The following is a 13,811-nucleotide window of genomic DNA, read 5'->3' on the forward strand; positions in this document are numbered from 1 at the left end:
CCAATGGTTACATTACCTTCTGACACCTTTCAATGTGGTAATTCAGAACAAGCCCAAAAACTGGCTCGGCTTATTGTGAATGATAAAAACCAAGCGCGCCCCCAAATGCACTGTAACCCCACCCTGGTTGCCATTGCTGAGCAAAAGGCAAAAGACATGGCAGAAGAAGGCTTAGTGTCGCATTTCTTAAATGGCAGCCCTAACACCCGCTTGCGAAACGCAGGGTTAACACTTCCTTCCTATTACGGCGATGCTATGAGTAATCAGGTTGAGGCGTTGGCTGGCGGCTATCAGACCGCAAAAAAGGTGTGGCACGCATTAAAAAGCTCGTTCTCTCATAAACAACATTTGCTGGGTGAAATTCCTTTTTATGCTGAGCAAAATGAAATTGGCGTCGCCTTTTTTAAAGATTATAAAACGCCACACGTAGAATACTGGGCGATTTATATCACTAAACTAAGTGGTGATGCGCAACAAACACCATTCAGTGAAGTTCCCGATAAGGGGCTCGGCATTGTTACCGAAAATGGTGAAATTGCCCCAATGCAATAGTGAACTATCACTTTTGAACATGGTGGCAATGGCAGCAGAAACAAAAAAACCGGTGTTATTTAAAACACCGGCTTTCATGAATTTGTAGGACTTATTTATAACCCTAGCCAGGCCGAAGCTTTAGCTAAGTTGAAGCTTATCCATTAACAACACCGCTTGCGTACGAGTGTTAATTTCAAGTTTACGAAGTATTGCGCTGATGTGCGCCTTAATAGTCGCTTCTGTTACATTCATTTCGTGAGCAATTTGCTTGTTCATTAAGCCTGCACGTAGGAATGACAATACTTGAATTTGTTTAGGCGTAAGCTCTCTGAATCGTTGAAGCAACAACTTCAATTCATCGTCTACTTTATCAAGCTCTTCTTCCATACCTTCAGGAAGCCATTTTTTACCCGCAATGATATCAACAATGGCTTGCGCCATTTCGCGTGTTGCTGACACCTTAGGGATAAAGCCTTGAGCACCTAAGCTCATTACTTGTGCAACCACTTCTACCGTGTCGCTACCAGACACTACGCCGATAGGAATATTAGGATATTGTTCACGCAAAGTAATGATGCCATTAAAATATTCACCGCCTGGCATATTTAAATCAAGTAAGACTAACTCTATGCCATCGTATTCATTTAAAATGGCCAGCGCAGCATCAAGGCTTCCAGCTTCAAGAATCTGCGCGTTTTCAAAATAAGGGCCTAGTGCTCCGCTGAGTGCTTCGCGAAACAATGGATGATCATCTGCTACAAGAATTCTTGTCATTAGCGTTGTTGCTTCCTTTAGTTCTTATATCTCTAGGTTAATACTTTCGATTTAATTCTAAAAGCCCTATTCGTAAAAAAATCACCGCTTTATTTGATTTTTTTAATGTTTTCCATTGGCATTTCCGTTTGTGAGGGTAAAATTGCCGACCAAATTCCCGCTAGCTGAGTACATTTTGTGCAAAAACACGACAGACTTTATGCAAACCCTCTTAAAAAGGTAGCAGACTTTACATTCGATGAGTCAGTAGTTGACGTTTTTCCCGATATGATTCAACGCTCGGTGCCGGGTTATGAAACTATTGTCCATACTATTGGTGAATTGGCCAAAACAAAAGTACAACCAAATACGAGGGTGTACGACCTTGGTTGTTCATTAGGTGCAGCAAGTTTTTCAATTGCACGGGCCACTCAAGATGTGCCGTGTGAAATAATTGGTATAGACAGTTCGGACGCCATGGTTGACCGTTGCAGACGAATGGTTCAAGCCTTCAACTTACCAAACCCAATTAACATTGTTCAGCAAAATGCCCAAGATACCCAAATAGAAAATGCGTCTATGGTAGTTATGAATTTCACATTACAGTTCATTCCGCCAGCTGACAGAGAAGCGTTACTGAAACAAATCTACGATGGTTTAAATGATGGAGGCGTGTTAATTCTTTCAGAAAAAATTAAACACCCCACCATGGCAGGTAATGAACTATTGATAGACTTACACCACCAATTTAAGCGTGACAATGGTTACAGCGAATTGGAAGTAAGCCAAAAACGAGCAGCAATTGAAAAGGTCATGCTGACCGATACCTTTAGCGAACACGAAACCCGATTAAAATCAGTTGGCTTCAAGGATGTGGTGATGTGGTTTAAGTGCTTTAACTTTACATCGCTGGTTGCAATAAAGTAGTTGGCGTTTAGGTAAAGTGGGTACTAATACCCCACGACACTTATAATTAGCATCCAGTTACTTAGTATTAAGAATATTGTGAATCACATTTAAAAACACTGTGACTCACAATTAAGAACACCGAGAAGAAATATGACGAAACCAGAATCAGCGTGGTTTAACGACTGCTACAAATCTATTTTAGATACGCCTTTAGCCCATTGGCTACAAACACTACCGGCGCAAATGAATGAATGGCAAAAAAGTCAAAAACACGGTGAATTCGACAAATGGTGTCGTCTACTTGCAAAAATTCCAACGACCACACCATCGTCCATACAACTTGTTGATGAAGTTCGAGTGGGTACAGCGGGTGATATAGACCAATATGCCCAAAAGAAAATCTTAGGCTTACTGCAACAGTTTATGCCGTGGCGCAAAGGCCCTTTCCATATACACGACATTCACGTTAATACCGAATGGCGTTCTGATTGGAAGTGGGACAGGGTTGCCCCGCATATATCGCCACTTAAAAACAGAACCGTACTTGATGTGGGCTGTGGCAGCGGCTACCACATGTGGCGCATGCTAGGAAATGATGCGTCTCGCGTGGTAGGTATCGACCCCACCCAGCTTTTTCTTATTCAATTTCAGGCTATCAAACACTTTATACCTGACAATCGCATTCACTTCTTACCGCTAGGTATTGAGCAGATGCAGCCGTTGAATGCGTTTGATACCGTTTTTTCTATGGGTGTTCTGTATCACCGTAAAGATCCTATCCAATTTCTTACCCAGCTTAAGCATCAACTGAGAAAAGGCGGTGAACTGGTATTAGAAACGCTAGTGGTAGATGGCGATGCGCAAACCGTGTTAATGGCAGGCGAACGCTATGCTCAAATGCGAAACGTGTGGTTTTTACCTAGCACAGATGCGTTAACAGTGTGGCTAGAGCGACTTGGGTTTGAAAACATTCGCGTGGTTGATAAGAACTTCACCACTCTGGATGAACAACGTGCTACTGAATGGATTGAAGGCCAGTCATTGAAAGATTTTCTCGACCCTGAAGATATTACTCGCACCATAGAGGGGTATCCTGCACCACAACGAGCCGTGATTGTCGCGAATCGTAAATAAGTTCAGCCCCATGTAATGCAACGGTGATGTTGGCATAAATGTTGTAACCTATATTCCCCATGATGTACGTATTCTGCATTTAATAGGGTTGTAACATGGACATACATGGGTTTTTAAAGACACATCAGCTACCAAGTACGTATGCGGACACTGCACAAAAATGGTTCATCCCATTATGCGAACGGCTAGTTAAGCACCAAGAGAGTGCAGGAGATTCAAGTAAAGCCCCATTGGTGGTCGGAATTAACGGCTGCCAAGGTTCGGGTAAATCTACGCTAACTGATTTTATAAGCGCATATTTAACCAGCATTTATTCCAAAAAAGTGGTTTGTCTTTCTATTGATGACTTTTATTTAGACAAATCGCAGCGAAATGCGCTGTCGATAAAAGTTCACCCACTTCTTGCAACCAGAGGTGTGCCAGGTACACACAATATGCCGCTAGCGCTTGATACGTTTAAGCAGCTCAAAGGCAGTGATCAAGTAGCCCTTCCCCGTTTCAATAAAGCCATAGACAACCCCTTTCCTGTTAATCAGTGGCCCGTTATTTCTGCGCCACCAGATATCATTATTTTGGAGGGATGGTGCGTTGGTGTAACACCACAAAACGCTGCCGACATGAAGCAACCCATAAATAGTTTAGAAGAAAACCAAGATCCACTTGGTATTTGGCGTTCGTTTGTTAATACTGAATTATCAAATGACTACCAAAGCTTGTTTGATCAAATCGATTATCGGGTTATGTTAAAAGCGCCCTCGTTTGAATGTGTTTATCGCTGGCGGTTAGAGCAAGAACATAAACTTGCTGTAGCAACCCAGGGGGCTTCTACGGGGGTGATGTCCGATGAACAGGTCGCGCAGTTTATTCAGAATTACCAACGACTAACCGAACATGCACTTAAAACATTGCCAACAAAGTGTGACACTGTGTATTCGCTAGATGAAACAAGAACGATAACAGGCGAGGAAGTAAAGTAATGACAAGAACGCTAGTTTTCACCGATATGGACGGCACGCTGTTAGACCACCATACTTACTCCTTTGAGGCGGCGAAACCTGCTTTAACAGCGTTAGAGTCACGAGATATCCCCGTTATTCCAACTACCAGTAAAACGTTTGCCGAGCTACAGCCTTTACGGGAGCAAATTGGCCTTAACGGACCATTTATCATTGAAAATGGTGCAGCCATCTTCATTCCTCATGGTTTTTTCAAAAAGAAACCTAGTGGAACCGTATGGGTAGATGGTTACTGGTGTAAATCGTTTATATCCAATAAAAACTACTGGATAAAGCTCCTAGATAAAATCAAAGCGGATTTTGAAGGTGAGTTCAAACAGTTTTCGCAAATGAGTTTAGAAGAAATTCAAAGCAGTACAGGCTTAGATGAAGCATCTGCAGCCTTAGCAGCTAAGCGTCAATTTGGCGAACCTGTGCTTTGGACAGGGTCTGATGAAAACAAACAGAAATTTATTGCTGCAGTTAAAGAGCGTGGCGCCTATCCTCTAGAAGGCGGGCGATTTATCCACGTCTCTGGCAATTGCGACAAAGGCCAAGCGCTTAAATGGCTTGCGGCTGAATACCAAAGACAACATGAATGTCATGTTAAAACCGTTGCTCTAGGCGATGGTAAAAACGATATTGCTATGCTGGAAGCAGCACATATCGCTATACGAATTTTATCTCCGGTAAATCCTCCGCCTTCCGTTAAAAAAGACGAGGTTTATACCAGCACGTTGCATGGCCCAGAAGGCTGGAACGAAATGCTAACTCAATTGCTATCCCTATAATCAGGAGGACACATGGCTGATTTTTATCAAAACGGTGTGGTTACAACTTTACATAATCTTTCTCGTAGACCAACAGAGGAACTAGAAGCCGAATTACTCCGCTTTTCACAGAAACGCCCCATGGCACTTATCTTGCCATCTCTTTTTTCAGAACTAGAAGGTGATGCCTTACCTCATATTGTTGATGAATTAACAGGCGTACCTTATTTATCTGAAATAGTCATTGGTCTGGATAGAGCCGATATGGCGCAGTACAAACATGCGCTTAAGTTTTTCGACAAATTACCTCAGCATCATCGCGTGTTGTGGAACGACGGCCCTCGCTTGAAAGCCCTTGATGAAGAACTACAATCAAAAGGTCTTGCCCCTAAAGAACTAGGTAAAGGCCGTAATGTTTGGTATTGCATGGGCTATGTTTTAGCATCAAACCGTGCTGAGTCTGTTGCTCTGCATGATTGCGATATTGTGACTTACAACAAAGACTTATTGGCGAAGCTTATTTACCCAGTCGCGAACCCGAACTTTAACTATGAGTTCTGTAAGGGTTATTACGCCCGTGTAGCGAACGGTAAAATTAATGGCCGAGTATCACGTTTGTTAGTGACGCCGTTATTACGCGCACTTAAGCGCATTATGGGCGATAACGAATATTTGGAATTTATGGACAGCTTCCGCTATCCATTAGCGGGTGAGTTCTCATTCCGACGCGATGTATTAAACGATATTCGCATTCCAAGTGACTGGGGCCTAGAAATTGGCGTGTTGTCTGAAATGCATCGTAACTATTCGCACAACCGTCTTTGCCAAGCCGACATTTGTGATATTTACGATCACAAACACCAAGATTTGTCGCTTAACGATGAACATGGTGGCTTATCTAAAATGTCTATCGACATTACTAAGGCCATCTTCAGAAAACTTGCTACCCAAGGCTATACCTTTAGTAACGAGATGTTCCGCTCAATCAAAGCGACCTATTTTAGGATTGCACTAGACTTCATTGAGACCTATCACAACGACGCAGTAATGAACGGTCTAACTCTTGATATTCACAGTGAAGAAAAAGCAGTTGAAATGTTCGCCAGTAACATTATGAAAGCTGGTCAGAACTTCTTAGAAAACCCAATGGAAACCCCTTTCATTCCAAGTTGGAACCGAGTAACCAGCGCTGTGCCAGATATTCTCGAGCGCTTGCTGGAGGCCGTTGAAGCTGACACCGCAGAATTTATGGAGTAATAGACAATGACATGGCAAGTACTCCATGACAAAGTGAAGCACCATCTAGAATATATCTATGCGGACGTGCCCCTTGAGCATTCATTAGAAAGCTTAACCATGTCTTTAATGGAGACTATGGGCATTAAGCCTGATGAAGATGTTTCGCTTCCTCAATCCCATTCTAATTATTGGGACGAGGAAGACATCATCATGATCACCTATGGCGATAGCGTTATTGATGGCGACGAGCGACCGCTCGTTACCCTCAATCGTTTTTTAAATCGTTATAGTAAGAACACCATCAATAATGTGCATATTCTGCCTTTCTTTCCATACAGTTCAGACGATGGCTTTTCGGTCATCGACTATTCAAGTGTGAATGAGGCCTTAGGCAGTTGGGACGATATTGAAGCCATTGCGAAAGACTACGGGTTAATGACTGACTTGGTCATTAACCACTGTTCTGCGCGCAGTGTATGGTTCGATAATTTCATCAAAGGCGAAGGTCCTGGTTCAGATTTCTTTTTTACTGGGGATCCAGCGGATGATTTGTCTATCGTCACTCGCCCTAGGGTTTCGCCGCTATTGCGTGAAACAGAAACCAAAGATGGCACTAAACATGTCTGGTGTACTTTTAGTCACGACCAAGTCGATTTTGATTTCAGGAATCCTAAGGTACTTCTTACGTTCATTGATATCATTCGTTTGTATATCGACAAGGGCGCAAAAATATTCCGCTTAGATGCCGTGGCGTTTTTGTGGAAAATTGTGGGCACCAACTGTATTAACCTTCCTCAAACTCATGAGGTTATTAGGTTAATTCGTACCCTGATTGAACATGTCGACCCGTCTATTATTATCATTACTGAAACCAATATTCCTAACCGGGAAAATTTGACCTATTTCGGTAATGCTAACGAAGCTCATGCTATTTATAACTTTTCATTACCGCCGTTATTGGTAAATACCTTGGTGACCGGTAATTGTAAGTACTTAAAAAGTTGGATGATGAGCATGCCACCAGCGCAAAACGGTACGGCCTACTTTAACTTCATTGCATCGCACGATGGGATTGGCCTTCGCCCTGCCGAAGGGTTGTTAGATGACGAAGAAATTTCAGAACTTGTGCATACCATGCAAAACTTTGGTGGCAAAATTTCGTGGCGTGCGTCTGATCATGGCCAACAAAAGCCTTATGAAATAAACATTACGTTATTTGATGCGTTACAGGGAACGACAAAAGGTCCTGATAAATGGCAAATAGACAGATTCATCTGTGCACATGCCATTATGCTGGGAATGGAAGGTATTCCAGGCATTTATATTCATAGTTTATTAGGTACATCTAACGACTATGAAAAAGTGGCTAATACAGGTCAAAATCGTTCGATTAACCGCAGACGTTGGGATTTCAAAGAGCTCGAAGCTTTGCTTGATTCGCCCTACTCTCAGCACCATAAAGTATTGACGCGATTGTCTCAATTAATTCGAATTCGTAAAGCGCAGCCTGCATTCCACCCGAATGCCACACAGTTTACGCTACAGCTTAATGAAAATATTTTCGGTTATTGGCGACAAAGCTTAGACAGAAAGCAAAGTATCTTCTGCATTAGTAATGTATCGGATGAAGAGCAAACTATTTTACTGTCAGATATCAACCTAATTGGTACTGATAACTGGATAGATCTTGTGACTCGCCAACAAATTGCTTTGTCGGATGCCTTTTTGCAATTGAAACCCTATCAAGTGCTCTGGATTAGCAACCAAGACTTTGAGTAACGTTAGTTTCTTGAGCTTTCCACTCACCTCTTCCAAACGGCGCTTACAGCGCCGTTTTTATTATAATTTCTTTATCGTCATTGCCTAATACATTGGTTTATTGACTGATTTAGGTGATAATCCTCACCCTCAAATTAGGGAGTGGTTTTCATGTCTTCAAAATGGTTATCGTTAGAACACGCATTAGAAAAAGCGATTGATGCAACTAGCACCTTAGGTGAATCTGAAACCATTGCGTTGAGCCATGCCCTAGGAAGAATTACCGCCTCTGAAGTACACGCTACACTATCTGTCCCACCGTGGGATAATTCGGCAATGGATGGCTTCGCTATTAATGCAGATAGTAGCCAACCAAACACGCTTATGCCTATTCAAGGTACGATTACCGCTGGCATGGCCGCAGACGAACCATTAAAACCTGGTCATGCCATCAAGATAATGACAGGTGCACCAGTCCCCCAAGGTGCCGACGCTGTAGTCATGGTTGAAAATACATTTACTGAAGGCAATCACGTAAGTATTAATAGGCAGCACTCTTGTGGTGAAAATATTCGCAACAAAGAAGCAGATATTCAAATTGGACAGTCACTAGTAAATCAAGGCGTTCGATTACAGCCACAGCACCTTATGTTGTTGTCTTCACAGGGGCTAACCACGGTTGAAGTAGTGAAACAAGTTAAGGTAGGTGTGGTTGCCACAGGTTCTGAACTGGCGCAACCCGGCGAACCTTGCTTACCCACACAAATATACGAGTCGAACCGTATTGGTGTGAGTGCCTTACTTTCAGAATTGGGCGTGGAAATTATCGATTTCGGCATAGTGAAAGACGACGAACAATCACTCACCGCTTTGTTTAAAGAAGCCAGTGAGCAAGTAGATGTGATGGTCAGTAGTGGCGGCGTATCTGTTGGCGACGCCGATTACGTGAAAGATGTAATAGATACGCTAGGCAGTATCGACTTTTGGAAAGTCGCCATTAAGCCGGGAAAACCTTTTGCCTTAGGCCACATTGGTAACACCTTGTTTTGTGGTCTGCCTGGTAACCCTGTTTCAGCCTTTGTGACCGCCAAACTTCTTGTTACGCCGTTAATTAGAAAAATGCAGGGTGAACGCCACGTTCGTAAGCCGCTAACCGTTAATGCCACAGTAACATGTGACATTAAACGTCGTGCTGGCCGACGAGATTTTCAGCGCGCCACGATGACCTACGATGAAAATTTCAATCTTCTCGTAACGCCGTTTCGCACACAAAGCTCTGGTGTTATGACGTCTATTACCGCAGCAAATTGTTTAATGATAATTCACGAAGATATTAGTCATGTTGAAAAAGGCACTACCTTGCCTGTTATCCCTTTTGACTTACTTTCACCTGAATCGGATTTGTAACCTTGAAGAACAAACGTTATTTACTTGAAGGTAGAGATATAATAAAGCTGGCTTGGCCATTATTAATTGCGCAAATCACCCAAATGCTAATGGGCGTAAGCGATACGATTATGGCGGGACGTTATAGCGCCACTGATATGGCAGCGGTGGCCCTGGGTTTTAGTATTACCGTGCCCTTATTATGCTTTATACAAGGTATTGCACTTGCCTTACCGCCGATTATTTCAAGGCTTCAAGGTACAAAAGACATAACTGGCATTGCCAATGCCAGTCAACAAGCAGGCTACTTAGTGTGTTTCGTTGGTTTAGCGGTAGCCACCCTTATTCCCTTTGCCGGCAACATCGTCTCGTTATTCCCTATGGCAGATGAGCTTCATACCATTACCGTAGATTATGTCGTTTATGTGCTGTGTGCCATGCCGGGTTTTGCGCTTTATCAGTGGTTACGGAATTACTGTGAAGGGTTAGGTAAAACCAAGCCCACTATGTTAATTACCGTTATAGGTTTAATGGCTAATATTATTGGTAACTACCTGTTCATTTACGGTGTGGGCCCTATTCCTGCTTTTGGTGGCGCAGGTTGTGGTGTAGCAACAGCCATTGTTATTTATACCATGCTAATTGCTACTTTCATTTACGTACGATTTAGCCCAGCACTAAAAAAATACCAACTATTCGATACGTACTACAAGCCGTCTGTGGTGGCCATAAAGCGTACCTTTAAGCTTGGCCTTCCTATCGCCATGACATTGCTGTTTGAAGTGACCTTATTTGCTGTAGTGGCATTGTTACTAGCGCCCTTTGGCTCAACAACCGTTGCCGCACACCAAGTTGCCCTTAATTTCTCAGCGCTTATGTTTATGATACCCATGAGTATTGGTATGGCAGCGTCTATTCGAATTGGTTATCGCATAGGGCAAGATAATAGACGGCAAGCTAAAATTGCCGCTCAGTGTTCCATTTTAATTGGGTTTGTTACCGCAGCCTGTACTGCAACCTTCACGCTAAGTGCCAAAGCATTCATCATTGGGCTTTATACTAGCGACGATGCAGTTTACCAAATGGCGAATGCGCTGCTTATTTATGCGGCTATTTTTCAACTTTCAGACGCTATACAAGTAATATCAGCCAATGCCTTACGTGGATACAAAGACACGACTGCCATGTTTATTATTACATTTGTGTCTTACTGGTTAATTGGCCTGCCCACCGGCGTAATATTAGGCCGTACTGATTGGGTAACCGCAGAGCCTATGTCTGCTGGCGGTTTTTGGATTGGGTTTATTGTGGGGTTAAGTGCAGCAGCCATTATGCTAGGCGCAAGACTTTATTATATTCAGCGGCCAAACTACCGCTACGCTACCTAGTTTTATAAATACTATGACTATCGATTACACGTCTGTGTTCCGATAGGCTTCCCAATCACTAGGTGCATCAATATCAAATGCAGATTCGGGGTGATTTACCCCAATGGCCTGCCCTTTATTTTTCCAATTTTCTATCACTTTCTTAGCCCCTTTATCACCGCTTAATGCCAGTAAGCTGTCGAATGCCGCTTTTGGAAAAATGGCAGGCACTGTTGCTTTCGTTTCAAGAACGCGGTTATACCACTGACTGAAGATGATGTGATTGGGGTTTGATGGTAACTCGTTAATTAATGCTTGCAGTGTGGTAGTGGTGACACTGGCTAAGTCTGCTAAGTGCACTAACACATGGGTGTACTGGTGGTCGTTTGCTTGCATAGCATTGCTAATGCCACAGCAAATACTCGAAGCGATGCCTTCATGCCACGACGGGTTGTAACACACCTTAACACTATTGCTATCTTGCACTGCGTTGGCCGTAATTAAATCAGCAATATCGCTGTGCCAACGGCCGGTTACCACGTAAGTAGCGTCAAGGTGAAGTGCTTGTAACTGCTGCAAAGCGTATTGGATTAACGGCAACCCACTGTAATGTGGGGAAAGTAACTTGTTACTGCCGTAACGCTTACTTTCCCCACCCGCCAAAAGTATGCTTGCAATCTTAATCATGCTTACTCATGTTAATTTACCGTATTTGCTGCATTAACTGTATTCACCAGTTCTCACGCTTGCGAAACTAAACAAGATCTAACGTGAACGACTGAGCTCTTTGATGGCTTGGGTTAGCCCTTCAAGAGTTAGCCCGTACATTCTGTCTTCAACAATCTCTTTAATAATTGAAATAGACGAATAATAAGGCCAATAGTTCTCAGCTTGTGGATTTAACCATACCGCTTTATTAAAATGGTTCAGTATACGGCCCAGCCACGCACTACCCGGCTCTTCGTTCCAATGCTCAACACTTCCACCAGGATAAGTAATCTCATAAGGCCCCATGGTGGCATCGCCAACAAAAATGACTTTATAGTCTTTACCGTACCGATGAATAATATCGTGAACCGATACCCGTTCTTTTTCGCGTCGCAGGTTATCTTTCCATACCTCTTCATACACGCAGTTATGAAAGTAGAAGTACTCGAGGTATTTGAACTCACTCTGCACTGCGGAGAAAAGCTCTTGGGTAGTTTTAACATAAGGATCCATAGAACCACCCACATCAAAAAACATTAACACCTTAACCGCGTTATGGCGCTCGGGCGACATGTGTATATCTAACATGCCGCCTTTTTTAGCCGTTTCACCAATGGTCGTGGCCACATCCAGTTCTTCACTTGCACCGGTTCTGGCGAACTTACGTAATTTACGCAAAGCCACTTTAATATTTCGTGTACCTAGCTCTACGTCGGCAGATAAATTTTTAAACTCGCGTTTGTCCCATACTTTTACCGCAGAGTTACGACGATTGCCTTTTTGACCAATACGAATACCTTCAGGGTTGTCGCCATAAGCGCCGAAGGGAGACGTTCCACCTGTACCCACCCACTTATTACCACCTTGATGTCGCTTTTCTTGCTCTTCAAGGCGCTTTTTAAGGGTATCCATTAAGGCTTCTAAGCCACCAGATTGGCGCAGTGCTTCACGCTCTTCTGCGCTTAAGGTTTTCTCAATTTGCTTACGTAACCATTCTTCGGGAATTTCTTTACCGAATAAATCGATAGATTCCACCCCTTCGAAGTAATCGGCAAATGCTCTGTCGAATTTATCGTATTGAGATTCATCTTTCACCATGATGGTTCGAGACAAACTATAAAAGCCTTCTAAATCTGCATAAACAATATGCTTTTCCAAGGCGTGGAGTAAATCAAGTAGCTCTCGCAAGCTTACCTTTACTTGATATTTTCGCAGCGTGAAAAAGAATTGAATAAGCATTAGCGGCGGGCCATAAATACCAATTTTTCGAACAAGTGAATATCTTGCTCGTTTTTAAGTAATGCACCGTACAGTGGTGGAATTGCGGCTTTACCGTCTTTAGATTGCAAGGCTTCAGGTGGAATGTCTTCAGCCACCAGCAGTTTCAACCAGTCGATAAGTTCTGATGTAGACGGTTTTTTCTTAAGCCCAGGTACGTCTCTAATCTCAAAGAAAGCTTTTAATGCTTCATCAAGCAGCTTTTTCTTTAAGTCAGGGAAATGCACATCTACGATTTGCTGCATTTCTTCAGGCGTAGGAAATTTAATATAATGGAAGAAACAACGACGCAGAAAGGCGTCTGGCAGCTCTTTTTCATTATTTGACGTGATAATAACAATGGGGCGTACTTTTGCTACCACGCGCTCTTGAGTTTCATAGACAAAGAACTCCATCTTATCGAGCTCAAGCAATAAATCGTTTGGAAACTCAATATCCGCTTTGTCTATTTCATCAATTAATAAAATAGGACGGTTGCCCGCTTCAAATGCCTGCCACAGTTTCCCTTTAACAATGTAATTGCCGATATCATGAACACGATCGTCACCCAGCTGTGAATCACGAAGACGCGATACTGCATCGTATTCGTACAAGCCTTGTTGTGCCTTTGTAGTAGATTTGATGTGCCACTGAATTAAATCGGTTCCAAGACTGGCGGCTAATTCTTCAGCCAACATGGTTTTACCGGTGCCCGGCTCACCCTTTATGAGCAGTGGACGCTCTAGCGTAATGGCGGCATTCACGGCAAGTTGCAAATCTTTTGTAGCGATATAATTCGACGTTCCACTAAAAGCCATTTTGGTTTTACCTCTTTCGTTCTGATTCGTCATGTAAAATAACAATAACATATAGCGAAAAAGCACTTTGCATTTTCACGTTTGGGACCAATGATATAGGGGTATGACGAAATCCCCTAATTCAGGCTATGAATTATTAACTATTATAAAGGTCGTACAGATCACGACTGCTGGGATTTCCTA

General features: G+C 42.9%; 13 protein-coding genes. 9 read left to right on the top strand and 4 right to left on the bottom strand.

What is annotated here, in order from left to right; translation table 11 throughout:
• Positions 1-3 precede the first annotated feature (3 nt).
• The gene (locus tag AVL57_RS05840; RefSeq protein WP_231518672.1) at positions 4-552 is read left to right on the top strand and encodes a CAP domain-containing protein; all 549 of its coding nucleotides are present in this window, start codon (positions 4-6) and stop codon (positions 550-552) included.
• A gap of 120 nt (positions 553-672) precedes the next feature.
• Here AVL57_RS05840 and AVL57_RS05845 read toward each other — a convergent pair whose 3' ends face one another.
• A complete protein-coding gene (locus AVL57_RS05845; protein ID WP_057792062.1) occupies positions 673-1,308 on the bottom strand; it encodes a response regulator transcription factor in 636 nt (211 codons plus the stop codon).
• A gap of 177 nt (positions 1,309-1,485) precedes the next feature.
• On the opposite strand from AVL57_RS05845, the gene cmoA reads away from it, so the two are divergent.
• The 8 genes from cmoA to AVL57_RS05885 all read left to right on the top strand — a co-directional run bounded on the left by cmoA (position 1,486) and on the right by AVL57_RS05885 (position 10,866).
• The gene (gene cmoA, locus AVL57_RS05850) at positions 1,486-2,214 is read left to right on the top strand and encodes a carboxy-S-adenosyl-L-methionine synthase CmoA (RefSeq protein WP_057792064.1); all 729 of its coding nucleotides are present in this window, start codon (positions 1,486-1,488) and stop codon (positions 2,212-2,214) included.
• Between the two features lie 132 nt (positions 2,215-2,346).
• Entirely contained in the window at positions 2,347-3,330 is a 984-nt protein-coding gene (cmoB, locus tag AVL57_RS05855) for a tRNA 5-methoxyuridine(34)/uridine 5-oxyacetic acid(34) synthase CmoB (RefSeq protein ID WP_057792066.1), read from the top strand.
• Between the two features lie 95 nt (positions 3,331-3,425).
• Positions 3,426-4,307 (top strand): kinase, encoded by an 882-nt coding sequence (locus tag AVL57_RS05860; protein WP_057792068.1) that lies wholly within the window; start codon positions 3,426-3,428, stop codon positions 4,305-4,307.
• Positions 4,307-5,116, top strand: coding sequence for an HAD-IIB family hydrolase (locus tag AVL57_RS05865; RefSeq protein WP_057792070.1), 810 nt, complete (start codon positions 4,307-4,309; stop codon positions 5,114-5,116). Before AVL57_RS05860 ends, AVL57_RS05865 begins: the two co-directional genes overlap by 1 nt.
• A 12-nt stretch (positions 5,117-5,128) precedes the next feature.
• Positions 5,129-6,352 carry a glycosyltransferase family protein gene (locus AVL57_RS05870; protein WP_013784255.1) on the top strand — a complete coding sequence of 408 codons (1,224 nt, stop codon included), beginning with the start codon at positions 5,129-5,131 and terminating at the stop codon, positions 6,350-6,352.
• Between the two features lie 6 nt (positions 6,353-6,358).
• Positions 6,359-8,113 carry a sugar phosphorylase gene (locus AVL57_RS05875; protein WP_057792072.1) on the top strand — a complete coding sequence of 585 codons (1,755 nt, stop codon included), beginning with the start codon at positions 6,359-6,361 and terminating at the stop codon, positions 8,111-8,113.
• A gap of 150 nt (positions 8,114-8,263) precedes the next feature.
• Complete coding sequence (gene moeA, locus AVL57_RS05880; protein ID WP_057792074.1) at positions 8,264-9,499, top strand: molybdopterin molybdotransferase MoeA; 1,236 nt, start codon at positions 8,264-8,266, stop codon at positions 9,497-9,499.
• A 2-nt stretch (positions 9,500-9,501) separates the two neighbouring features.
• Positions 9,502-10,866 (top strand): MATE family efflux transporter, encoded by a 1,365-nt coding sequence (locus tag AVL57_RS05885; RefSeq protein WP_082604926.1) that lies wholly within the window; start codon positions 9,502-9,504, stop codon positions 10,864-10,866.
• A 24-nt stretch (positions 10,867-10,890) separates the two neighbouring features.
• Here the strand turns inward: AVL57_RS05885 and AVL57_RS05890 are convergent, their stop codons facing one another.
• From AVL57_RS05890 to AVL57_RS05900, 3 genes are all read right to left on the bottom strand, one after another.
• Positions 10,891-11,532, bottom strand: a complete 642-nt coding sequence (locus tag AVL57_RS05890; RefSeq protein WP_057792077.1) for a nucleotidyltransferase family protein — start codon at positions 11,530-11,532, stop codon at positions 10,891-10,893.
• Positions 11,533-11,610: 78 nt separating this feature from the next.
• Positions 11,611-12,792 carry a vWA domain-containing protein gene (locus AVL57_RS05895; protein WP_057792079.1) on the bottom strand — a complete coding sequence of 394 codons (1,182 nt, stop codon included), beginning with the start codon at positions 12,790-12,792 and terminating at the stop codon, positions 11,611-11,613.
• Positions 12,792-13,628, bottom strand: a complete 837-nt coding sequence (locus AVL57_RS05900; RefSeq protein WP_057796164.1) for an AAA family ATPase — start codon at positions 13,626-13,628, stop codon at positions 12,792-12,794. Before AVL57_RS05900 ends, AVL57_RS05895 begins: the two co-directional genes overlap by 1 nt.
• Between the last annotated feature and the right edge of the window lie 183 nt (positions 13,629-13,811).

Source organism: Alteromonas stellipolaris (genome assembly GCF_001562115.1).
Classification (GTDB): Bacteria; Pseudomonadota; Gammaproteobacteria; order Enterobacterales; family Alteromonadaceae; genus Alteromonas; species Alteromonas stellipolaris.